Here is a 23,635-nt window from a genome sequence, read left to right on the forward strand (position 1 = left end):
ATAGACAGCGCTCTCTAAAGCTGCAACTTGCCGTGATCCTATTCGCTCCGAGCGGCCGATTTGAGCCGACGTCGCAGCACGCCAACAACACCTCGCACCATCGCCGGTAGCGGAAAGAGGGCCATGAAGCACCTCACGACCCTGGCACTGATCGCGGGCTTATGCACCGTCGTCGGACTGTTCCTCTCCTCGGGACTGGATGACGTGTGGACGGCCGTGCTCAGCGCTGGCTGGGGCGCGCTCGCCGTCATCGTTGCCCGCTTCGCCGCAGTGGCATGGGCCGGCCTCGGCTGGTTCGTCGTCTTCCCGAGCCGCGAGCGCCCGAGCCTCTCCAATTGCGTGACGCTGCGCTTCGTGCGCGAGGGCATCAACACGCTCCTGCCCGTCGCCCAGGTCGGCGGCGACTTCGTCGGCGCGCGCCTTCTCGCCAAGCGGGGCGTGTCCGGCAGCCTCGCCGGCGCCTCGATGTTCGTCGACCTGATGACCCAGGCGCTGACCCAGCTCCTGTTCACGATCGCCGGCCTCGCCATCCTCGTCTGGCTCGCGGGCGACGGCCCCGTCGTCCGCACGGTGGCGGGCGGCCTCGTGGTCGCAGTCCCGGCGCTCGGCGCTTTCTACCTCATCCAGCGCCGCAGCGGTCACCGCCTGATCCAGGCGGCCCTCACCCGCTTCGCCTCGGGCCGCGAGTGGCGCGCACTCGGCGCGGTTGACGTGCTCTACGCCAACCTCAAGCGCCTCTACGGCAACGGCGCGCGCTTCGGCAACGCGGTGTTCGTGCACCAGATCGGCTGGGTGATCGGCACCTTCGAGGTCTATGTCTGCCTGCACTTCATGGGTTTCCCGGTCAGCTTCCTCGAAGCTCTGGTGATCGAGAGCCTGGCCCAGGCCGTGCGCGGCGCCGCTTTCGCCGTTCCCGGCGCGCTCGGCGCCCAGGAAGGCGGTCTCATCGCGCTGTGCGCCATCTTCAATATCCCGGCCGAGGTCGCCCTGGCCCTGTCGCTGGTCAAGCGCGCCGCAGACCTCACCATCGGCCTGCCGAGCCTGTTTCTCTGGCACCGCCTGGAAGGCCGCGTTCAGAAGGACGCAGAGCGCGAGGCCGAAGACGGTTTCGACGGCATCCGCGAGCGGATCGTCGGACGCGGCTTCGAGCCGGCGCCTGCCGCCTATGGCTATGCCGCCAATGGCCTTGGCCCATCCCGTCCCGTCGATATCGAGCGCGGAGAGTTCAAGAAGTGCGCCTGACCCGTCGCAGCCTGTCCAGCCTCGCCCTTCTCGCCGCCCTCGTCCTGGCTGGCGCGCCCCAGCGCGCGCGCGCCGAGGACGATCCGGCGGTCGCCGCGGTGACCAAGCTCTACGGCAAGGTCGAGGAAGCCCTGAAGAGCGGATCGAGCGACCTCAAGAGCCGCATCGACGTGATCGGCCCGACCTTCAAGGATGTGTTCGATACCGGAGCAATGGTGCCCGTCGCCGTCGGGCCGAAGTGGAAGACCTTCAAGCCCGAGCAGCAGAGCGCGGTCACCGATACCTTCACCACCTATTTCACGACGCTCTACGCCAACCGGCTGTCGCAGGCGGCAGGTGGCAAGTTCGACATCAAGCCGGGCACCGATACGCGCGGCGGCAACAAGATCGTCCATACCAAGATCACGACCAAGGATGGTGACGATACCGACGTCGACTACGTCGTGAACGCATCCAACAAGATCCAGGACGTGCTGCTCAACGGCAATGTCAGCGAGGTCGCCTCGATGCGGGCCGGCTTCAACGACCCGGTGAAGAAGGGCGGCGCGGACGCACTCGTAAAATATTTGAACGAGCGCACCGAAGGCATGCTCGCCGCCAAACCAAAGCCTTGAATCATCCCGAGACGCTAACGCGCACCATCTTCTCGCGCCCAAGACGAATCCTTCCGTCGCAGGCGACATCCGCTATCCTTCCGGACCAAGCATCGCCGCCATGGACCTCACGAGCTTTTCGGACTGGATCTCGCCGTTCCTGCTGCTGATGGCGCTTGCCGGTTGCGTGTACGGGCTGATGGCTGCGGTCATGACCGGCCGTTTCGCGCGCCGCGCGACACCCCTGCTGCCCGAAGGCACCGAACGTCCTTCCGTCACGATCCTGAAGCCGCTCTGCGGCATGGAGCCGAACCTTTACGCCAATCTCGAGAGCTTCTGCCGCCAGGACTATTCGGGCCGCGTGCAGATCGTGTTCGGCGTGCAGAAGGCGACCGATCCGGCGATCGAGACCGTTGAGCGCCTGCGCGAGGCGTTTCCGGCTTTGCGCCTCGATCTCGTGATCGATCCAAGCCAGCACGGATCGAACCGCAAGGTCTCGAATCTCATCAACATGTCGGCTGAGATCGCCCACGACGTCGTCGTGCTCGCCGACAGCGACATGGTCGTGAAGCCTGATTACCTGGAGCGCGTCGTCGCCGAGCTGTCCCAGCCCGGCGTGACCGGCGTGACCTGCCTCTATCACGGCGTGCCGGCGAATCGCTCCGTCTTCTCCCATCTCTCGGCGCTGGCCATCGACGTCCAGTTCGCCCCGAACGTCATCGTCGGCACCACGCTCGGCCTCGCTAATCCCTGCTTCGGCTCGACCATCGCGCTAACCAAGGCTTCGCTCGAAGCCATCGGCGGCTTCCGCGCCTTCAAGGACGATCTCGCCGACGACTACGCCGTCGGCGAAGCACTGCGGAAGCTCGGCGGCGAGGTGGCGATCCCGACCTTCACTATCGGCCATACCTGCGTCGACACCGAGCTCTCGGGCCTGTGGCGCCATGAGCTGCGTTGGAACCGCACCATCCGCAACGTCGACCCGGCCGGCTATGCCGGCTCGGTGGTGACCCACGCCTTCCCGCTGGCGCTGATCGCTGCCCTGATGCCGAATGCGGGCACCTTCGCGCTTGCCGTGGCCGCCCTGGCTCTGGCCTGCCGCATCGTGCTGTGCCTGCGCGTCGAGAGCGCCTTCGGCCTGACGCCGCACGCCTACTGGCTGTTGCCGATACGTGACATGCTGTCCTTCATCAACTTCACCTGGAGCTTCGTCTCGGGTGCGGTGACATGGAAAGGTCACGATTACAGAGTGGTTGCTGACGGTACGCTGATCCCGGAGCACGCCATCGGTCACGAGACCGGCGCGACTTCGGTCTAAACTTTCGAAGACCTTCAGTACCTGCGTAGTCCGACGAAACGAACCTCGGTTCCTCGTTCGGGAATGCATCAAACGAACAAATGACGGGCTGCAAATCGCCGTTTTCGGCCTGCACTCCGTCTTCACCCGCAAGAACACGAGCCCGAGGCCGCTACTCGATGCGCACGCTCTTCCTCCAGGCCCCCACCTTCGACGGCTTCGACGGCGGCGCAGGTTCGCGCTACCAGGCCAAGCGCGAGATCAAGTCGTTCTGGTATCCGACCTGGCTGGCCCAGCCCGCCGCCCTGGTGCCGAACTCGAAGCTGATCGACGCCCCGCCCCACAACATCAAGCTCGCCGAAGTCGTGGCCCAGGCCAAGGATTTCGACCTGGTGGTGCTGCACACCTCGGTTCCGTCCTTCAAGTCGGACGTGAAGTGCATCGAGGCGCTCAAGGCCGAGAACCCGAAGCTCATCGCCGGCCTGATCGGCGCCAAGGTCGCCGTCGATGCCCAGGGTTCGATGGCTGCCGCTCCGGCCGTCGATTTCGTCGCCCGCAACGAGTTCGACTTCACCGTGAAGGAAGTCGCCGACGGCGTGCCGATGTCGGAGATCAAGGGCCTCTCGTTCCGGGATGCCGACGGCAACATCGTCCATAACGAAGACCGTCCGATCATGACGGACATGGACCAGCTGCCCTTCGTCACGAGCGTCTACAAGCGCGACCTCGAGATGGAGAAGTACTTCATCGGGTACCTCAAGCACCCCTACATCTCGTTCTACTCGGGCCGTGGCTGCAAGAGCCGCTGCACCTTCTGCCTGTGGCCGCAGACCGTCGGTGGGCACACCTACCGCACCCGTTCGGTCGCTCACGTGGTCGAAGAGATCAAGTACTGCCTGAAGGAGTTCCCGCAGACGAAGGAGTTCTTCTTCGACGACGACACCTTCACCGACAACCTGCCCCGCGCCGAGGAGATCGCTCGCGAGCTCGGCAAGCTCGGTGTCACGTGGTCGTGCAATGCCAAGGCGAACGTTCCGCGCGAGACCCTGAAGGTGCTCAAGGAGAACGGCCTGCGCCTCCTGCTCGTCGGCTACGAATCCGGCAACCAGCAGATCCTGAACAACATCAAGAAGGGCATGCGCGTCGAGGTGGCCGAGCGGTTCACCAAGGATTGCCACGACCTCGGCATCGCCATCCACGGCACCTTCATCGTCGGCCTGCCGGGCGAGACCAAGGAGACGATCCAAGAGACGATCGCCTTCGCCAAGCGCATCAACCCGCACACGATCCAGTGCTCGCTGGCCGCGCCCTATCCCGGCACCTTCCTCTACAAGCAGGCCGTCGAGAATGGCTGGCTCGACGTGGAGAACGCCGAACTCGTCGACGAGAACGGCGTGCAGATCGCTCCGCTGCACTACCCGCACCTGTCGCATGCCGAGATCTTCGCGGCGGTCGAGGAATTCTACAAGAAGTTCTACTTCCGCGTGCCCAAGATCGCCTCGATCGTGAACGAGATGGTGCGTTCGCCCGACATGATGAAGCGCCGCCTGCGCGAGGGCGTCGAGTTCTGGCACTTCCTCCGGGATCGCCAGGGCACCTCCAAGGCTGCATAAGGCGAGCCTGCATCATCACCTTTCACGGCCGGGCTCGATGCCCGGCCGTTTTCGTTTGTGGCAGTTCGTCAAAGCGGCTCCTCGACACATTCGACCGGGGCCGTGCTAGTGGTCGGCCGGGGATCGATTCCCCATGAGGGCGGGTCAGCCGCGCGACGTCCATCACGGACGCGGCCAGTGGCGAAAGTCCTGCTCCCACGCTGTTCGGTCAGCATCCAGTGCTCTCCGGCGCCGGCCCTTGCGGCAGCCAGGACTGCGCCCTGCGGATCCTCGGATCCCCGCGCGATCCCCGCGGCGTCGGAGAGTCTCGAGATTCGTCCCACGGGTCGGGGGAGGGCAGGTTTGTCAGGGATCACTGCGGTTCTGGTGCTCGGCCTTCTGGCGCTCGCCGGCTACCTCACCCTGCGCGCGATACGCGCCCCGTCCTCCAGCCGCACCGTCAGCGAATGGGAGCAGGGACTGCTCTATGTCGACGGTCGTTTTACACGGGTGCTCGGACCGGGCCGCTACTGGACGCTCGGGCTCAAGCAGCAGACGGTCGTGGTGCTGCCCCGCCAGCCACACCTCGACTACCTGACGAATGCCGACGTCACGAGCGCGGAGCGGCTGTCCTATCGGCTGTCGGCCGTGTTCACCTACGCGATCACCGACCCGCGGCGCGCGCACGAACAGGGCTATCGCGAACTGATGCGACTGGCGGTGACCGAGGCGCTGGTCCAGCTCGCGGCCGGGCGCACGCTCGAGACGATGCTCGCCGAACGCGCCAGCCTCGGCGAAGCGCTTCTGCCGCTGATCGCGCAGCCGGATTGCGGCTGCACGATCAGCGGCATTTCGATCTCAGCCATTACGATGCCGCCGGAGCTTCGACGGCTCTATGCCGAGATCGAACGGGCCCGCCTCGACGGTCAGGCCGCCCTCGAGCGCGCGCGCAGCGAGCAGGCGGCCCTTCGCTCGTTGGCCAATTCCGCGCGCATGCTCAAGGGAAACCCCGAACTGATGAATCTTCGGCTGTTGCAGGCGCTCTCTGCGCAGGGCGGCAAGGGCGCGACCCTCGTCATCGGCCGCGAGGCCTTCGGGTTGTCGGCACCGGGCGAGACCTCCGCCGAACCGGTGCAGGAGAGCTAGCGTGGTCACTCACGCATCCAAGCGCCTCGTCGTCACCGCCGACGATTTCGGGCTCAGTACCGAGGTCAACGAGGCCGTCGAACAGGCACATCGCGAGGGTATCCTCACCGCCGCGAGCCTGATGGTCTCGGCACCTGCGGCGGCGGATGCGGTCGCTCGCGCCCGGCGCCTGCCGAGCCTGCGCGTCGGCCTACACCTCGTCCTGGTCGAGGCATGGCCGACACTGCCGCCGGCCCAGCTCCCCAATCTCGTCGATCAGAACGGCCTGATCCGCCGGGACATGGGCCGCCTCGGCTTCGATCTCGCCGCGAAACCCGCCGCGCGGCGCCAGCTCGCCGCCGAGATCACCGCGCAGTTCGAGGCCTACAAGACCACCGGCCTGCCGCTCGATCACGTCAACGCGCACAAGCACTTCCACGTGCATCCGCTGATCGCCGGCGCGGTGCTCGCCATCGGCTCTCGCTACGGCATGCGGGCGATCCGGGTGCCGCGCGAACCGCGCCCGCTGCTTCGCCTCGCCGAACCCGGCTGCCGTCCGCGCCCAGCCCTCGACATCGCCCCCTGGGCCGGCCTGCTTGCGGCGCGCGCTCGGCAGGCGGGTCTGCTCATTCCCGATCGCACGCTCGGGCTCGCCTGGTCCGGCGCAATGACGCCGGCCCGCGTCGCGGGTCTGCTGGAGCATCTGCCCGACGGGCTGACCGAGCTCTATACCCATCCGGCCACTGCTGGGGGCTTCGAAGGCGAAGCGCCCGGCTACGCCTATGCCGCCGAGCGGGATGCGCTGATCGCGGCGGAGTCGCGGGATGCCGTCGCGCGGTCGGGCGCGGCAAGCGGCGGTTTCTCGGACTTCTCCTAAGCGCCGGCGGCCGATCGCTCGGCTACTTCGCCGCCACCGTCTCCCGCACCTTCACCTCGGAGGGCGGCAGCTTGCCTGCATCCTTCCCCTCGGGTCGGTCCCGCATCGGGCTGGGCCGGCGGCGGCCCGAGGAAGGCCGGCACCACGAAGAACGCCGCCACCAGCGTGAAGAACAGCGACAACGCCAGCAGCTTGCCCATGCTCGCCGTGCCCGGATGGCTCGACAGCATCAGCGAGCCGAAGGCGGTGCCGGTGGTCAGCGCCGAGAAGAAGATCGCCCGGGTCAGGCTCGAGGCCAGCATGTCGGCCACACCCGCCCGCCAAGCGATGACGTAGTAGATGTGGAAGGCGACGCCCACGGCGAGCATCAACGGCAGGGCGATGATGTTGGCGAAGTTCAGCGGCATGCCGAGGATGTAGAGCGCCATCAGCGTCCACAGGGTGGCGAGCACCAGCGGCCCGAGCGTCATGGCGACGTCCCAGGGTTTGCGCAAAGCCACCGAGAGGATGATGAAGATCAGCGCCAGCGCGGTCAGGCCGGCCTGGATGAAGGCGCCGAGGATCGTGTAGCTCGACTCCGTCGTGGCAATCGGCGCACCGGTGGCGTGCGGGGCCACGGTCTGCACCTCCTTGGCGAAGTGGCGCAGCACCTCGTCGTCGTTCGAGTTGCCCTTCGGATGCACCTCGATCCGCGAGCGCCCGTCGGCGGTGACCCACTCGGCCTTGAGCTGCGGCGGCAGGTTCTGCAGCGTGATCTTCTCGGGCGAGAGCAGACCGCCGAGGCGGCGCAGAAGCGTCTTGAGATCGGTGGTGAGCGCGACCGAGGCGGCCTCCCGCGCTGAGACCGGGGCGTTGCCGAGCTTATCGAGTGTCGTCGACAGGTTGGCTGCAGCCTTGGCACCGGCCGACTTGCCGTCGTCGATGCTCTTCAGGGCGGCAGCAGCCTCCTTGATCGCCTTGACGTTGTCGGCATCGGTGGGTGGCGGCTGCTTCTTTGTGGGGTTCAGGGCCGGGCCGAGCAACTGGGCCGTCTCGGCGATGGTCTGCAGTTTCTGGTCCTGGTCACGCGGCACGAAGGTGTCGATGTCGATGACCTTCGCCACGGAATCGAGCTTCAGCAACTTCGCGACGAGATCGGGCACGCCATCGACATTCGGTGCCAGCACGTCGACCGTGTTGGGGCTCGTAGCCGGGTCTTTGATCAGGTCGAGATAGGTGGCGATCGATTCGACCTTCGGGCTGCGCAGGTGCATCGGGTTCGAATCGAAGGGCAGCTTCAAGAGCATTGGAATGCCCGCCACCGTCAGCATCCCGACGCCGACGAGCACGTATTTGCGGTTCTGGACGATCCAGTGGTCCACACCCGACAGCCAGGTGGTTTCCACGGCACGCTTCTCGCCGCGCGGATGGAACACCGCGATCAGCGCCGGCAGCAGCGTCAGCGCGAAGAGGTAGGCCACGATCATGCCGACGCCGGCGATCAGGCCGAGTTCGGACACGCCGCGGAACTTGGTGGGCAGGAAGGCGAAGAAGCCGGCGATCAGCGAGATCGCGGCGAGCGTCAGCGAGATGCCGACCCCGCGCGCGGCCGCCCGGATCGCTCCCTCGACATCGCCGACCTCGTAGCGGTCGGCCCGGTAGCGCACCGCGAACTGGATGCCGAAATCGATGCCGAGCCCCACGAACAGGGCCGCGAAGGCCACGGAGATCGGGTTGAGCTCGCCGACCATGAGCAGGCCGAGCGCCGCCGTGACGACGAGGCCGGCAAAAGTGGTGATGATCACCGCGATCACCAGCGGCCCGGAGCGCAGCGCCAGGAACAGGAACAGCACGATCGCGCCGACCACCACCGCATTGTTCACGAAGGCGTCGTCGGACAATGTCGCGAACTCGTCGTCGGCCACCGCGACGGGGCCGGTCAGACGCATGTGCAGGCCCTCGGCCTGGGTAATCTTGAGATCCTGCGCGACCTTGCGGATGAGCTTGGTCGCCTCTCGGCCCGGCTCCAGCGCGTTGTAGTCGAGCACAGGCTGGATCATCACGAACTTGCGCTTGTCCGTGGTCTCGGACTTGCCGTTCGCGAGAAGCTCCTGCCAGGACATCCGAGCCGGTTGGCCCGCGAGCACCGTCTTGAGGGTCTCGTCGATCCGGGTCATCGGCTGCTCGAGATCCTCGAGCTTGGCATCGCCGGACTTCACGCCCTTCGCACCCATCGCGAGCACGTGCATGATGCCGCGCAAAGACGGGTCGGAGGCGAGCGGCCCAAGCAGGCCCTGCTGCTGGATCAGTGTCTCGGTAGTCTGTTCAAGTTCCTTCTGCGACATCAGCAGAAGGCCGTTCTTGTCGTAGAACGGGCCGCCATCCGGCCGGTAGACCGTCTCGATCTGGCCCTTATGGACGGCGAGCGCCTTGCTGAGCTCGACCGCGGCCTCTTCGGCGATCTCCGGCGTCCGGCCGTCGATCACGGCAACCACGAGGTTGGAGCGCTGCGGGAAGGCTTTCTCGAACTGGATCTCGTCCTGCCGCCACGGCACGCTCGGCTCGATCAGCCGCTCGACATCCGTGTTGATCCGGAAGAGATGAGCCGCGACACCACCGCCCGCCGCCGTGATCAGCGCGATGAGGGCGATGACGAGCCAACGGCGCTGTACGGAAAACGCGACGAGACGTTCGATCACGCGGTGTCCTGCCTACCTCGATCTGACCCGTACGCCGCTGGAGCGACGGGCGGCGGAACCCGCCGTTTTCTCCCGAAAGCCGGCATCTCCTCCGGCAAGGAGAGGGTCACTCTCCAGCTGGATCGCGGATCGCCGGAAATGCTCCCGCCGGCCGCTAAGGCCGAGCCGCCGATCTGGGACGATGCCTCTCGATGGGGCGCTAAGTACTGGTCCCAGCCTCGGAATGCAACGCGGCGGCAATTTCATGCAGCCATCGGTCGAGCCATGCTGTATTGCATTGCAGCATTGCGTTGGAGACCTGAGCCGGGTTGAAACGGTCTCGCAGCGAACAATGTGCCGCCACTAGCGGTTGAGACCGCCCTCTTGGAGCCCGATCTGCGTATCCTTCGTGGCTCCTTCGACACGACCGCGAAGATACGGAAGTCGGACCGCCCTTTTTCGGCCACTTCAACTTGGTTCCAGACTACATCCCTGGAATTCAGAAATTTTTCGCGCTAAGCAGCCCCTTCGTTTGATGGGGCCAGAGCACAAGGAGCCGCGTCTTGGGAATCCCCATTCGGTATGTCGCGAAGATCGGCGGCTACATCCTCAAGCAGCACCTCACCGGACGCAAGCGCTACCCGCTCGTCATGATGATGGAGCCGCTGTTCCGCTGTAACCTCGCCTGCGCCGGCTGCGGCAAGATCGATTACCCGGACGAGATCCTGAACAAGCGCCTGCCCGTGGACGAGGCGCTGGAATCCGTGCGCGAGTGCGGTGCACCCGTCGTCGTGATCGCCGGCGGCGAGCCCCTGTTGCATAAGGATCTGCCGCAGATCGTTCAGGGCATCATCGCGCAGAAGAAGTTCGTCATCGTCTGCACGAACGCGCTGCTGCTCGAGAAGAAGATCAAGGACTACAAGCCCTCGCCGTACTTCACCTGGTCGATCCATCTCGATGGCGACAAGGACATGCACGACCAGTCGGTCTGCCAGCGCGGCGTCTATGACAAGGCCGTTGCGGCGATCAAGAAGTCCAAGGAGATGGGCTTCCGCACGACGATCAACTGCACGTTCTTCAACAACTCGCAGGCCGACAAGATCGCCGACTTCTTCGACAGCGTGACGAAGATGGGCGTCGACGGCATTACCGTCTCGCCGGGCTACGCCTACGAGCGGGCGCCCGACCAGCAGCACTTCCTGAACCGTCAGGCCACCAAGAACCTGTTCCGCGGCGTGTTCCGCCACGGCAAGGAGAAGGGCCGCGAGAAGTGGACCTTCCAGCAGTCGGGCCTGTTCCTCGACTTCCTGGCCGGCAACCAATCCTACCACTGCACGCCGTGGGGCAACCCGACGCGCACGGTCTTCGGTTGGCAGAAGCCCTGCTACCTGCTCGGCGAGGGCTATGCTGCGACCTTCAAGGAGTTGATGGAAGAGACCGACTGGGACGCCTACGGCACCGGCAACTACGAGAAGTGCGCCGACTGCATGGTCCATTCGGGCTACGAGGCATCCTCGGTGGTCGATTCGGTCAAGAAGCCCTGGAAGCCGGTCATCCACGCCCTGCGCGGCGTCAAGACCGAGGGCGAGATGGCTCCGGAGATCAGCCTGGAGAACCAGCGTCCGGCCGAATACGTCTTCTCCCGCAACGTCGCCCAGAAGCTGTCCGAGATCAAAGCTTCAGGCGTCGACACCAAGCGCGAGACCCAGAAGCGCGCGAGCGCGGCCTAACGACTTGAACGCCTCGCCCGAATCCCGGGCGAGGCGTACCAATTCCCCGATGCGCGCCTCCCGGCGCAGCAGGGCCATGAGCACTGCAGGTACATCGGGATCGCCGTTCGGCTTGAGTGCCGAGGCGGCGAAGGGCGGCAGGGCACGCTCCGCCGGATCGCAGACCACCCGCAGGATCGCGAAGGGCAGGCCGCGCTGCGCCGCGTAATCGGCCGCCACGTGGGATTCCATATCGACCGCCGCCGCGCCGGTTCGGGCTGCGAGCGCGGTCTTTGCCTCTCTCGTCATGACGGCCGCCTCTACGCCCGCCACATCCCTCGCCACGACGCGCCGTCCGAGCCCCGAGATGCGCATCGCATGGGCCTCGACGATGCCTGGATCGCAGGGCAGCCGACGGCCGTCCTCGAACACCACCGCCGTCCCGATCACGACGTCGCCGGGCGTGAGTTCCGGTTCGAGGCCGCCAGCGATGCCGAAACTGATCACTGCGCGGTAGGGCGTATCGGCGAGCGCCGCGAGCCCATCTCGCAACACGGCCGGCCGGCCGCCGGCATGAAGCGTCTCTACGGCTTCGCCGGCAGCGATCCGGGCCTCGCGGGCGAGGCCTGCAACGGCGAGGACGGCTGGCCTCATCGAGTGTAGGCGTAGGTCGATGCCGCAGCGGAGATCGGCGATGCGACGGTCGTGAAGACGCTGAGCACCTTCTGGACTTCGGTGAAGGGGGCGTTGGAGACGTAGAGCACGTCGCGGTTGCGCATGCGGAAGGCCTGGGTCATGAACAGGCTCTGCGGATCGCGCATGTTGAAGCGGTAGACCACCGGCACGAGCTTGGTGGTCAGAAGCGGCGAGCCGGGCTTGAGGCGCCGCACCAGCGTGTTCGGCTCGAAGCGGAACAGGAACACGCCCTCCGCATCGGCCTGGACGTCCGACAGGCCGCGGGCCCGGGCGAGGCCCTGAGCCAGGGTGATGCCCTCGGCCGAGAATTGCAACTCGGTGGCGTTGCCGAGCGCGCCCAGCGCCATGAAGGTCTGCGGATCGCGCACCAGGGTGAGCACGTCGCTCGGGCGCATGAAGATGTTTTCGCGCGGGTTCGAGACCACGGCGGTGAGCGGCACCGTCACGGTGGTCGGTCCGCGCGAGAGCCGCACATAGGTCTCGCTGACCTGCCCCCTGACACCGCCGGCCGAGGCCACCACGTCGAGCAGCCGGTCGCCCTTGCCCGAGAGCGGGATACGCGCGCCCGAGGTGACCTCGCCGGTCACCGTCACCGATTGCGAGATGGGCTTCGAGACCGTCACCAGCACCTGCGGCTGGATCGCCTTGCCGGCGAGCTCGTTCTCGATGAGCACCTGCACGTCCTGCGGGCGGCGGCCCGCCACCTGGATACGGCCGGCATAGGGCACCGAGATCGCCCCGTCGCGGCTCACGACCTGCTCGGGGATCAGCGCCGATTTCGAGCCGGCCGAGAAGCGGTCGGCCACCAGCGGCCCCGAGAACAGGCCGCCCGAGCCCGCCTCCCAAACCTGGACTGAGACCGAGTCGCCGATGCCGATCACCGGCTCGGCCGAGGGACTGCGGTCTCCGAAGGTCGCGAGCAGGCTGTCGAGCGGGCGCGAGCGCAGCGATTCGATCACCGCCGGCGAGACGTCCACCAGCTCGTAGCGCGCATACACCCCACCAGGCGTCGCGACGTCCGCCCCGTTCACGATCGCGCTCGACGTCGGACCCGACGCAGGCAAGTACGAACAGCCCGAGGTCAGGCAGGCCAGAAGGGCAGCGGGAGCTGCGATACGCACCATGAACTCTCTCCAGCCGGCATGCGGGCGAGGCCGCTTCCGGATTTGGGTCTTTTCACGAATACCCGTCGAAACGCTGCGATCCGTTTAACGAGTGCTTGGGATCGACCAGGGTGCGGCGTCAGCCGACCCAAGCTCAGCCGTTCGCTAGCAATGCGTCACGAGCGTGGCACGGCCACGCTTAGGCCGGCCGCCGACACCGCTTCGGGGGCGACTGCGTCCCGCAGGCGACAGCCGAGCGCGGCGATCCTGAGATCGAGCCGGCGTTCGCCCTCGGGGACCGGGCGACCGAACTGGAATAGGGCGTAATCCGTGCGCGGGTCGCCGTCTCCGGGCCGGTAGCAGGGCAGGGACGGCGCGTGATCGCCGTAGACGCAGAGCGTGGCCGGCTCTGTCGACAGCCCGTCGATGAGGGTCTCGACCGCCCGGCCAGCATTGCCGACGTGATGCAGGTATTGCGCGAGCGGATCGTCGATGCCGGGAATCCGGCCGGGCTTCCAGGGTCCGTGGTTCTCCATGGTGGCGCAGAAGATCAGGATCGGTCCCGTCCGCTCCCGCACCTCGGCGAGGATGCGCCCGGCCACCGCCGCGTCGCCGATATAGGGGCCGACGCGCGGGGCCCCCGAGAAGTCCTCGTACATGACGAGGCGGTCGAAGCCGAGGGCGCGCATCACGCTCTCCCGGTCGAAGAAATCGCGATGGTAGGGGTGGACGAACACCGTCTCGTAGCCGGCTTTCTTTGCCAGCCGGGCGAGGCTCGTCGGCTCGTGGCCGCCACCGGAAAGGTAGGGGTCGAACCCGCCGAAACCGAGGCTTGCGCCCTCGCGCCCGGTGAGCAGGGCGTGTTCGGAGCGCATGGTGTAGGCCCCGTGCGTCGGCACGGCGAGACGGCCATGCTGAGCCGCCTCACGATCGATCCGCGCCATCGCCGGCAGGGGCTCGCCGCCGAGCCGGGCCGGGTCGAGGAACGACTCGAGCTGAACCACGACGACGACCTCGTCGCCCCGCCCCGCACGCAGAGGCAGAGGCTCCGGCGGAGCCTCCGTCGCGGCCTCGGCCTCGCGGCGGGCGAGATAGGCGAACATCGTGGCGAGCACGCCGTAGCGCGCCACGTCCGCCTCGAGGTCCGGTGCCGGAAACCGGTCGGCGAGCGCGGCACGCCCGATTCCGGTCCGCGCCGAGAACCACAAGGCCAGGAGAGCCGATGGCAGGGCGAGGATCGCCAGCAGGCTCGCCGGCCAGCCCCCGGGCAGCGCCGTCGGTTCGATCGCGTACCAGGCGGCCACGCCGAGGAAAGCCAGCAGCAGCGGCACGGCGATGCGCGGATGGGTGAGGGGCATCGTGTAGTAGAGGTCGGGATGGCGCGGCACCTGGCGCAGCAGGGCAACGTCGCTGAACACCAGCGATTCCCCCAGGATCCTGCGCTTGAGCGCGTCGATCATCATCGTGATCATGATCGTCGTGAGCGTCGACGCGCCAGCGAGCCAAGGCCGCCACGAGAATACGAACCAGAACGCCGTGATCAGCGCATAAGACCCGAGCCGGATCGCCACGTCGCCCGGGCGCAGGCTGACGCGCCGGGCCGCAGCGGCCGCCTCGATCGCGAAGGAGCCCACAAGGGCGACGGCAAAGGCCAGGATCACGGACATGGCAGCAGAAACAACGCCTTAACGAGGTGTGCCGCCGACACCGCGACGGGCGCGCAGCCGTCGTACGATCGGGTTGAGAACGACGTAACGCGCCCGCATCACGGCATGACGAAGGCCGCCGATGGCGAGCCGCGACGGCCCCGTGGCATCCCGCTCCGCCGAGAGCCGGTCGAGAAGCTGCTCCGGCTCGCAGGGCTTCATCGCCACCGGGTCGAGGTAGCGCGGGTACAGGATCAAGGCTCCTGCCACGAGTTCGTCGAGCGCCAAGCGGCGGCCGCGGTCCGCACCCAGGGCGAGATCCTCGGTCAGCCCCCAGCCGGCATAGAACGGGCGCCCGTGCACCGCCACGCTGAGCCCGCGGATCAAGGCCTCGAAACCGGCCAGCGAGGTCATGGTCTCGACGTGATCGACCCGATCGAGCAGGTCGACGATCGCGAGGCCGCCGACGAGCCGGTCGGCCAGCGTGAGAGCTTCGGCCTCGGGGATCGCACCGGGCCGGAAGCCCGCCTCGACGTCGGGATGAGGCTTGTAGAGCACGAACGCGTCCGGGTTGCGGGCGCGGGCGGCGCTTAGCAGGCCAAGATTGGAGCGTACCAGCGGCGACCCATATTGTACCGAGGCGTCGTCCTCGACTTGGCCTGGCACCAGCACGATCCGCCGCCCGGTGGGCCAGTCGGTTGCCGCCTGCGAGAGGCCGACATTGTACTTGCTGAGCCGCCGCGCCACGATCGACTCGCGCAAGCGTCGTGCCCGCGCCACGAGCTCCGGTGCGAAGGTCGTCTCGCGCAGGATTCGAGCGAGCATGCTCTCGGTGCGCGGGTCGTAATAGATCCCGGAATCGTCGACGACGATCGAGGCGCCCGGCTGCAGACTGGCTCCGAGCCCGACCGAGCGCAGGAAGCCGTCCTCGATCCGCGAAAGCGGAATGCCATCGGCTTCGCAGAGCGCGGAGAGCTGGGCCGGCATGCGTGTCGCCCAAGCCTGGACTTCGGCGCCCTCACGAGACGCCGCCGTGACCGCGTCTTCGGCCGCCATGGCGTGGATCGCCGGCCCGGCGGGGCCGTCGGCGAAAACGTCCAGCGCTGGGCGTTTCCAGCGCGAGATGCCGACATAGACGACACGGCGGGCATTGCCAGCAAAGCGCTCACGCAGCCAAGCAACGCGTTCAACTGCGTCCGTCATCGCGATCGGCCGCCGCGTCCAGGGATCGAAGGTGTGAACGCCAGGGCCGTAGCGTAGGGCGACGAGTGCCGTCTCGTCGGGCAGTGTCCGCGGACCGTCGGGGCCGAGCAAGATTGTCTCGACACCGGCAAGGCGGGGCTCGCAGGCCGCGTCACTGGTGGCGACGTAGACGCGCGAGACATGCTCAAACAACAACCAAGGATCGACCGGTCCGCTCAACACCGCCGCGCGCTGCGTCCCGGACCCGACGAGCGGCACGCCCTCTGGCCCTGCGGCGATCACATCCTCGCCGGGTGCGAAAACCTGCACCCGATCGAGGAAAGCCTTGAGGCGAGACGGCGAGGCGGCAAGGCCCGCATCGACGAGCACTAGAGATGGTCGGCGGGCAACGATTTCCGTCGGGAGGGACGGATTGTTCGGGAATCGGTTCCGCCCATAGAGCCGATGCCGGCGCAGGAGGTTCGCGATGCTTGGCGCAGGCTCGGTGCCACCGAGCGGCCGGCCAGCGAAGGCGAAACGCAGGCTGGCATAGCCCATCGCAGGGCTATCATAGGGGCTTAGCAGCGGACCAGGCGCGACGCTCAGCACGGGGCGGCCGAGGTCAGTGAGCAGCGCCTCCGCCCGCGAGCCCTGCCACACCACGAAGGCACCCGCCGGCCTGCGCGTGAGGATGGTGCCCGTCGCCGCCTCGATCTCGGGGCGCAGGCTCCGAATCGCCCGGCCGGCCGGAAATAGGATCGATGGAAACGGCGGGGACATGGGAAAGCCGGAGACGCGAAAGACGCCTTAAACCATCATGAGAGGCGTCCGTCGAACCGCAGGCTCCGGCGGGAGGCTGGGCCTTAACCGAGTTTTCACCGCAACCAGGTCTTTCTCCCCTCCGCGGTCGGGCTTTTTCACACGGCGATCACATACCGGCCTCATTCGGCAGAGAGAGCTTAGTGGCGTGATGCGGCCTGTGATCGACGGGCAACGCGCTTCAGGAAACAGGGATGCGGACAGCGACCCGAATTGATCAGGCCTCAGCGAACGTGCAACCGATGACGGGCACGGTCGCGCTGTCCATGAACAGCTCGGATCGAACCGGTTTCAGGACGAAACTCTCCGGTATGCCGCAGCCTCGTCCGAACATCGCGCGTTCGCCGGTCGCCACCTTCCTGTTCCTGCAGGGCATCGCGTCTCCGTTCTTTTCCGAACTCGGCCGAGCCCTGCGCGAACGGGGCCACAAGGTCCGGCGGATCAATTTCTCCTCCGGCGACTGGCTGTTCTGGCGCGGAGAGAGCGACGATTACCGCGGTACGAGCGATGGCTGGCCAGCCTATCTCGAAGCCTACATCCGCGAACACGCCGTCACCGACCTCGTGCTGTTCGGCGATTGCCGGCCCTACCACGTCGCGGCGATTGAGACGGGCAAGCCGCTGGGAGTGCGCGTCCACGTCTTCGAGGAAGGCTATATCCGCCCGAATTGGATCACCTGTGAGCACGGCGGCGTGAACGGCAGCTCGACGCTCCCCAAGACCGCCGCCGAGATCCGCGCTATCGCGCGGCGCCTGCCGCAGCAGGGGCGCGCGATGCCCCTCACTGGCGATATGGCCCGGCGCAGCGTCTGGGACATCGCCTACAACATTGCCAACATCGCCTTCCCGTATCTCTATCCCGGCTTCCGCAGCCACCGGCCGAACCACATCGCGGCCGAGTATGGCGGCTGGATCAAGAAGTTCGTGCGCCGGGGCCGCACCCGCCGACATGCGGCGGACGTGAACCGCATCTACAGTGCCATCCGGGCAGATTACTTCCTGCTGCCGCTCCAGCTCGACAGCGACTACCAGATCCGGGTGCACTCGCCCTTCCTCGGGGTCGAGGGCTTCATGGACCGGGCAATCGCGTCCTTCGCCAAATATCTCGGCCAACATCCCGGCGCGCAGACGCGGCTGCTGGTCAAGCTGCATCCGCTCGACAGCGGGATCATGGATTGGCGTAAGCGCGCCCGTCAGTCGGCCAGACGCCACGGCATCAACGACCGCATCGACTTCATCGACGGCGGCGATCTGCAGGCGCTGATCGACGGCAGCCGCGGCGTCGTGCTGGTCAACTCCACCGTAGGCATGCTCTCGCTGGAGCGCGGACGCCCGACGCTCGCCACCGGCGTCGCGATCTACAATATGGCCGGTCTGACCCATCAGGGCGACATCGACAGCTTCTGGCACGCGCCGACACCGCCCGACTCGGCGCTGATGGCGGATTTCCGCCGCGTCGTGATGCACAGGACCCAGATCAACGGTGGTTACTTCTCGACGCCGGCGATCGAGCGGGCGGTGGCTGGCGCTGTACCGCGGCTCGAGGCCGTGCTCCCGCCCACAGCCCTGGCAGTCGCACGCTCGACGCGTGAGCCCGCAGCCGAGGGTGGCAGCCTGTCTCCGGCTTATTGAGCGGCCACCGTCACGGTTCCACGACACCCTCGGCCCTCATGCCCGTCATCCTCATCACCGGTGCGTCGAGCGGCATCGGGGCCGCGCTTGCCCGGCTCTACGCGCGCCCCGGCACAACGTTGATCCTCAACGCGCGCGGCATCGAGCGGCTCGAAGCGGTCGCGGAGGCCTGTCGCACCAAGGGCGCGAACGTGCTGGTGGAGGCCTTCGACGTCAGTGATCGCGCAATGGCCGGCGCTCGCCTTCGAGCGCTCGATGCGGCCCACCCGCTCGACCTCGTCATCGTCAATGCCGGCGTCAACGGTGGCCATCCGGACGGCGCGGTGGAGACCGAGGAGGTCGCCTTCGCGACGATGGACATCAATCTCGGTGGAGCGCTCAACGTCGCTCTGCCCTGCGTCACCCTGATGGGCGCGCGGGGAAGCGGGCAAATCGCGCTCGTGTCGTCACTCGCCGCCTACGCGCCGCTGCCCGATGCGCCGTCCTATAGCGGCAGCAAGGCAGCCCTGCTCGCGCATGGGCTGGCGCTCCGGCAGAAGCTCGGGCCGCGCGGCGTGCGCGTGAACGTCGTGACGCCGGGCTACGTTCGCACCGCCATGGGCGCGACCTACAAGAAGGGCTGGCGGCCGCTCGAAATCAGTGCCGACCAGGCAGCGGCCCTGATTGCCCGCGGTCTGGAGCGCAACCGCAACGTCATCGCCTTTCCATGGATCCTGACGGCGCTGGCGCGCGGCGCCGGGCTCGTGCCCGAATGGGTCGTGCGATTCGGCATGGCCCCGTTCAAGGCCCGCATCGGTGGTACGCGGTGAGGGGCAGCGAGTGATGGCCGACACGCGGCAACGGCTCGCCCTTTTCACACTGGAGGCGCTGCCGAATGCCCGCGCCGTGCGCCGTTTCGTCGCCGACCATGCCGCGGACATCGTCTTCGTCGGACTCTCGAACGCCGAGCGACCCTCCACCGGCGGCCTCGTCGGACAGGTGCGGCGCCATCTCGCCCGCTCCGGGCCGGCGATCCTACCCTATCTCGCGGTCAATTTCGGCTTGCCCGACCTGCTGCGTCCGCTCGCGCCGCTGATGCAGAGGCTCGCCGGCAGCAGGGACGCAGTGGAGACGACGCCTTTGGCCGCGCTCTGCCGGCGCCTCGGCATTCCGACGGCCAGCATCGACGACGTGAACGGATCGTCCGTTGCCGAAGCCCTGCGCGAACACGCGCCGGACCTCATCGTCAGCTTCCATTTCGACCAGATCTTTTCGGGCGAGACGCTGGCTCTGGCGCAGCTCGGCGGCCTCAACGTGCATCCGAGCCTTCTGCCCCGCCATCGTGGCCCAGTTCCGACAATCCATGCCCTGGCCGAGGGGAAGGGCGACTTCGGCGTCACCGTGCACCACCTGGTTCCGGCGATCGATGCCGGAGCGATCCTGGCGCAGGCGCCGTTCGCGCTGCCGTCCGACGTCACCGCCACGCGTGCCGCAATCCAGCTGCACGAGCACGGCCGCGTGCTGCTCGACGGCCTGCTCGAGCGCATTGCCGAGGAGGGCAGGGTACCCGTAGGCACGGCCATGCCGGTCGAGCCTTATTGTGGCTTTCCGGACAAGGCGATGCTCCGCACGATGCGGAGGCAGGGTCGCAAGCTCACCGATTTCCGCGATTTCCGCGAAGCTCTGGCGGTGTCCGCCAAGGCCTCGCCCATCGGCTGATTTAGCGCGAAAACTTCTTGTACTTCAGCTTCTTCGGGATGATCGAGTCGCTGCCGAGGCGGCGCTTCTTGTCCTCCTCGTAGTCCGAGAAGTTGCCCTCGAACCACTCGACGTGGCTGTCGCCCTCGAAGGCGAGGATGTGGGTCGCGATGCGGTTCAGGAACCAGCGATCGTGGCTGATGATCACGGCGCAGCCGGCGTAATCCTCGAGCGCGTCCTCAAGGGCGCGCAAGGTCTCCATGTCGAGGTCGTTGGTCGGCTCGTCGAGCAGCAGCACATTGGCGCCGCCTTTCAGCGTGCGGGCGAGGTGGACGCGGTTGCGCTCACCGCCCGAAAGCGTGCCGACCTTCTTCTGCTGGTCGCCGCCCTTGAAGGCGAAGGCCGCGCAATAGGCGCGCGAATTGATCTCGCGCTTGTTGAAATAGATGATGTCGTTGCCGCCCGAGACCTCCTGCCAGACCGTGGCGTTCGGATCGAGCGCGTCGCGCGACTGGTCGACGTAGCCGAGTTTTACGGTTTCGCCGACGGAGATGTCGCCGCCATCCGGCTTCTCCAGGCCGGTGATCATCTTGAACAGGGTGGTCTTGCCAGCGCCGTTCGGGCCGATCACGCCGACGATGCCGCCCGGCGGCAGCTTGAACGAGAGATCCTCGATCAGCAGGCGATCACCGAACGCCTTGTTGAGGTGCTGGAACTCGATGACATTATTGCCGAGCCGCTCGTCGATCGGGATGACGATCTGGGCGCTCGCGTCGACCTTGTTGTTCTGCTTGGCGACCAGCTCGTCGTAGCGGGTGATACGGGCCTTCGACTTCGACTGACGGGCCTTCGGCGAGGCGGCGATCCACTCCTGCTCGCGGGCGATCGCGCGCTGGCGGGCCATATCCTCGCGGCCTTCCTGCGCCAGGCGCTTCTGCTTCTGCACCAGCCAGGCCGAGTAGTTGCCCTCGTAGGGGATGCCCTTGGTCCGATCGAGCTCGAGGATCCAGCTCGTGACGTTGTCGAGGAAGTAGCGATCGTGGGTCACGATCAGGATCGCGCCCGGATAGACCTTGAGGTGGCCTTCCAGCCAGTTCACCGTCTCGGCATCGAGGTGGTTGGTCGGCTCGTCGAGCAGCAGCAGCTCAGGCTCCCAGAGGAGCAGGCGGCACAGCGCGATGCGGCGGCGCTCACCGCCCGACAGGGTGGCGACCGGCTGATCGTCGCTCGGGCAGCCTAGGGCTTCCATGGCCTGGTCGACCTTGGATTCGAGCTCCCAGAGGTTCTGCGCCTCGATCTCGTCCTGGAGGCGGGTCATCTCGTCCGCCGTCTCGTCGGAATAGTTCATGGCGAGTTCGTTGTAGCGGTCGAGCAGGGCCTGCTTCTCGGCCACGCCCTCCATCACGTTCTCGCGGACGCTCTTGTCCGGGTCGAGTTGCGGCTCCTGCGGCAGGTAGCCGACGCGCGCGCCCTGCGCGACGAAGCCCTCGCCGGTCCATTCCGTGTCGATGCCGGCCATGATCTTGAGCAGCGTCGACTTACCCGAACCGTTGATGCCCAGCACACCGATCTTGGCGTCCGGGTAGAACGACAGGTTGATGTTATCGAGGATCTTCTTGCCGCCGGTATAGGTCTTGGTCAGACCCTTCATGTGGTAGATGAATTCGCGGGCCATGCGGATGTCCTCGTTGATGGGGCGGGCCGGGGCGCGGCCGTCACGGATCGCGATCCGGTGCTGGCTCGTCGTCGAGCCGCGACCCATGATCTTGTGATCCGCGTTGAGCGTTGGGATGTTTGCGCCGGCCTAACAGGGCGCCCTCGAACCGGCAAGGATGCCGACCGCGTCGCCACCCCGCACATGGCGCCGATATGGGCGCGAGGCCGTTCAGGCGAAAGGGTTCTTCACGATCGTCGGCGCCCGCGTCTCCTCGACGACCTTCTTCGGCAGATCCTCGGCTTCGAGCGCGGCCACGATGGCGTCGAGCGTGGCCTTCAAGGCCCTCGCATGGTCGAGCCCCGGCTGGTCCCGCGTCAGGTCCAGGGACCCATGCAGCGCGATTCGCGTCGTACCATTCTCGAGCGAGAGATCGCCAAAGGTCTGGACGCTCACCTCGTCGGCGAAGGGGCGAAATCCCGTCATGGGCTTACGGGGCATGGGGGCCTCCTCGTCAAAAGATCGACCGCATCAGGTCGCGCCAGAGACGATACAGGATGCGGTAGAGCTCGCGCTTCGCCCAACTCTGAAAGCTCTCCTCGGAGCCCGAGCGGTTGCGCGAAAATTCGTGCGGCTCGGGCAAGCTCATCGCCTTCGCGCGGGCCGCCGCTGGCAGCGCAGGGAAAGGATCCAGTCCGGCGGTCTGCTGCAGGGTCTCGATCGAAACCGCACGCCAATCGCCGCCTCCGTCGTTTCCAGCGAGATAGGCTGCGGCTTCTCCGCGCGCGGGGTCGTAGATCGCCTTGTAGATCTGAGTCGGCACGAGCACGCGGGCATTGACCGCTTCGGCGGAACTCCCCGAGAAGATCGGCCCCGTGACGACGTAGATCTCTCCGCGCCGCAGGGCGAGGCGCCGCACGCTCTCCTCGATCGATGCCCAGATTCCGCGGTTGGACCTGCGATCCTGCGGCACGATGTTGGCGAGGCTGAAGGATTGCGCCTGCGCCTCTGCCGTCGGCATGTCGCCCGCCGGAGCCATGTGGCCGCGATCGTAGCCGCTATGGACGTAGTCGCTCAGCTCCGATCGGACGCGGCCCGGAAGGCGATCCTCCTCGTGGAAGGCATCGGCCCTATCGACCCTGCGCGCCGCGCCGATGCTCGCCCGCGTCAATCGCTCCGCGGCGTAGAGCGGTGTCCGCGAGACGCCCGAAAACAGCACCGCGAAGGCATCGAAGCAAAGCGGCACGGTGTTCGGTGCGAGCCGCGGATTGGCGAGCACCGGCTCCCGGCCGCCGGCGAAGAGGCCAGGGCAGTTTTCCGCCGCACAAGCAGGGTCTGCGAGCATGGCGCAGCCGAGAAGAAGGACGGCAGAGCGCTGCCCGGCTCCTTGCACCATTGTGCCGAATTCCGTCAGAAGCAGACCCGCACGCGATGAGTCCCAGATGGCGAATAGCGCCAGCGATAGCCACACGGCCAGCCGAGCGTGCCCTCGAAGGGCCGCGCGTCACGGTCTGGTGCGCCGGGTGGGCGGCGACCGGGGCAATCGACCTGTGGATTGCATCGGGCTCGCCAGCGGGCGTCCGCCGCCTGTGCATTGGGCGCGAACAGCACGGGAATCGCCGCAGCGGTCGCAAGCATCCAGAGAGTCCTTCGGCATGACCTTCTGTTGCCCGAGTGCCCCTGATCTCGAAAAAGCGCATGCACAATATTGATCATCGCCGCCCTATTCCGTAATGCCCGGGGCCTTATCGGAGATCGGACCGGACTGCCTTAACCGTAAAGCGGTCCGGATCGTTCGAAAGCTCTTGATGGCTGTGTCCTGCCAATTGGCGGATCATGGCATCTCGGGGCCTGATCGAGCTAGGCTGTTCGCCTGGTGATCGTGGCCGTCAGGCGCGCAGCCGACCGGCACGCGACGAGCCGATCTCCACGATCCGCCGCCTAGGGCCACGCCCGTGGCGCGGGAATACGACGAACAGCAGGTGACCGCTTTGGCTCTTGTCGACGTTTCCATCCTCGACGGCATCCCGACGCCGGACGCTTTGCGTGAGCGTCCTGAGAGCGAGCTTCGGGCGATTGCCGATGCGGTGCGCGCGGAGATGATCGATGCCGTCTCGGTGACGGGCGGGCATCTG

Annotated in this window: 18 protein-coding genes and 1 pseudogene; 11 read left to right on the forward strand and 8 right to left on the reverse strand. The window is 66.9% G+C overall.

The window, feature by feature from the left end; all coding sequences use genetic code 11:
- The first annotated feature begins 123 nt into the window (after positions 1-123).
- The 6 genes from HCU64_RS16765 to hpnK all read left to right on the forward strand — a co-directional run bounded on the left by HCU64_RS16765 (position 124) and on the right by hpnK (position 6,726).
- Positions 124-1,242, forward strand: a complete 1,119-nt coding sequence (locus HCU64_RS16765) for a flippase-like domain-containing protein (RefSeq protein WP_233385256.1) — start codon at positions 124-126, stop codon at positions 1,240-1,242.
- A complete protein-coding gene (locus HCU64_RS16770) occupies positions 1,233-1,856 on the forward strand; it encodes an MlaC/ttg2D family ABC transporter substrate-binding protein (RefSeq protein ID WP_233385257.1) in 624 nt (207 codons plus the stop codon). Before HCU64_RS16765 ends, HCU64_RS16770 begins: the two co-directional genes overlap by 10 nt.
- A gap of 100 nt (positions 1,857-1,956) precedes the next feature.
- Positions 1,957-3,153, forward strand: a complete 1,197-nt coding sequence (hpnI, locus tag HCU64_RS16775) for a bacteriohopanetetrol glucosamine biosynthesis glycosyltransferase HpnI (RefSeq protein ID WP_233385259.1) — start codon at positions 1,957-1,959, stop codon at positions 3,151-3,153.
- A gap of 158 nt (positions 3,154-3,311) precedes the next feature.
- Positions 3,312-4,745, forward strand: a complete 1,434-nt coding sequence (gene hpnJ, locus HCU64_RS16780; RefSeq protein ID WP_233385260.1) for a hopanoid biosynthesis associated radical SAM protein HpnJ — start codon at positions 3,312-3,314, stop codon at positions 4,743-4,745.
- Positions 4,746-5,087: 342 nt separating this feature from the next.
- Positions 5,088-5,870, forward strand: a complete 783-nt coding sequence (locus HCU64_RS16785; protein WP_233385261.1) for an SPFH domain-containing protein — start codon at positions 5,088-5,090, stop codon at positions 5,868-5,870.
- 1 nt (position 5,871) lies between these two features.
- A complete protein-coding gene (hpnK, locus tag HCU64_RS16790) occupies positions 5,872-6,726 on the forward strand; it encodes a hopanoid biosynthesis-associated protein HpnK (RefSeq protein WP_233385262.1) in 855 nt (284 codons plus the stop codon).
- Positions 6,727-6,748: 22 nt separating this feature from the next.
- On the opposite strand, the pseudogene HCU64_RS16795 reads toward hpnK, so the two are convergent.
- Positions 6,749-9,404 (reverse strand): annotated as a pseudogene (locus HCU64_RS16795) (MMPL family transporter).
- Between the two features lie 542 nt (positions 9,405-9,946).
- Here HCU64_RS16795 and hpnH point away from each other — a divergent pair.
- Positions 9,947-11,113 carry an adenosyl-hopene transferase HpnH gene (gene hpnH, locus HCU64_RS16800; RefSeq protein ID WP_233385263.1) on the forward strand — a complete coding sequence of 389 codons (1,167 nt, stop codon included), beginning with the start codon at positions 9,947-9,949 and terminating at the stop codon, positions 11,111-11,113.
- Here hpnH and HCU64_RS16805 read toward each other — a convergent pair.
- The 4 genes from HCU64_RS16805 to HCU64_RS16820 all read right to left on the reverse strand — a co-directional run bounded on the left by HCU64_RS16805 (position 11,063) and on the right by HCU64_RS16820 (position 16,499).
- Positions 11,063-11,746, reverse strand: a complete 684-nt coding sequence (locus HCU64_RS16805) for a phosphorylase family protein (protein ID WP_233385264.1) — start codon at positions 11,744-11,746, stop codon at positions 11,063-11,065. The genes hpnH and HCU64_RS16805 overlap by 51 nt on opposite strands.
- A complete protein-coding gene (locus HCU64_RS16810) occupies positions 11,743-12,912 on the reverse strand; it encodes a polysaccharide biosynthesis/export family protein (RefSeq protein WP_233385265.1) in 1,170 nt (389 codons plus the stop codon). The genes HCU64_RS16805 and HCU64_RS16810 overlap by 4 nt, the downstream gene beginning before the upstream one ends.
- Positions 12,913-13,067: 155 nt before the next feature.
- Positions 13,068-14,558: an LTA synthase family protein gene (locus HCU64_RS16815; RefSeq protein ID WP_233385266.1), complete on the reverse strand. Its 1,491-nt coding sequence runs from the start codon at positions 14,556-14,558 to the stop codon at positions 13,068-13,070.
- Between the two features lie 18 nt (positions 14,559-14,576).
- Positions 14,577-16,499 (reverse strand): capsular polysaccharide export protein, LipB/KpsS family, encoded by a 1,923-nt coding sequence (locus HCU64_RS16820; protein WP_233385267.1) that lies wholly within the window; start codon positions 16,497-16,499, stop codon positions 14,577-14,579.
- Positions 16,500-16,849: 350 nt separating this feature from the next.
- Between HCU64_RS16820 and HCU64_RS16825 the strand changes: the two genes are divergently transcribed.
- From HCU64_RS16825 to HCU64_RS16835, 3 genes are read left to right on the forward strand one after another with little or no spacing between them, the layout of a single operon-like run.
- Positions 16,850-18,169 (forward strand): capsule biosynthesis protein, encoded by a 1,320-nt coding sequence (locus HCU64_RS16825; RefSeq protein ID WP_233385268.1) that lies wholly within the window; start codon positions 16,850-16,852, stop codon positions 18,167-18,169.
- A 38-nt stretch (positions 18,170-18,207) separates the two neighbouring features.
- Entirely contained in the window at positions 18,208-18,978 is a 771-nt protein-coding gene (locus HCU64_RS16830; protein WP_233385269.1) for an SDR family NAD(P)-dependent oxidoreductase, read from the forward strand.
- Between the two features lie 13 nt (positions 18,979-18,991).
- Positions 18,992-19,867 (forward strand): formyltransferase family protein, encoded by an 876-nt coding sequence (locus HCU64_RS16835; protein ID WP_233385270.1) that lies wholly within the window; start codon positions 18,992-18,994, stop codon positions 19,865-19,867.
- A 1-nt stretch (position 19,868) separates the two neighbouring features.
- Here HCU64_RS16835 and ettA read toward each other — a convergent pair whose 3' ends face one another.
- The 3 genes from ettA to HCU64_RS16850 all read right to left on the reverse strand — a co-directional run bounded on the left by ettA (position 19,869) and on the right by HCU64_RS16850 (position 22,845).
- Positions 19,869-21,521, reverse strand: a complete 1,653-nt coding sequence (ettA, locus tag HCU64_RS16840) for an energy-dependent translational throttle protein EttA (RefSeq protein WP_233385289.1) — start codon at positions 21,519-21,521, stop codon at positions 19,869-19,871.
- A 210-nt stretch (positions 21,522-21,731) separates the two neighbouring features.
- A complete protein-coding gene (locus HCU64_RS16845) occupies positions 21,732-22,001 on the reverse strand; it encodes a hypothetical protein (protein ID WP_233385271.1) in 270 nt (89 codons plus the stop codon).
- A gap of 13 nt (positions 22,002-22,014) precedes the next feature.
- Entirely contained in the window at positions 22,015-22,845 is an 831-nt protein-coding gene (locus HCU64_RS16850) for a DNA/RNA non-specific endonuclease (RefSeq protein WP_233385290.1), read from the reverse strand.
- A 646-nt stretch (positions 22,846-23,491) separates the two neighbouring features.
- Between HCU64_RS16850 and HCU64_RS16855 the strand changes: the two genes are divergently transcribed.
- The coding region (locus tag HCU64_RS16855) for a 1-deoxy-D-xylulose-5-phosphate synthase N-terminal domain-containing protein (RefSeq protein WP_233385291.1) at positions 23,492-23,635 on the forward strand (144 nt) is incomplete at its 3' end.

The organism is Methylobacterium sp. C25 (assembly GCF_021352225.1).
Classification (GTDB): domain Bacteria; phylum Pseudomonadota; class Alphaproteobacteria; order Rhizobiales; family Beijerinckiaceae; genus Methylobacterium.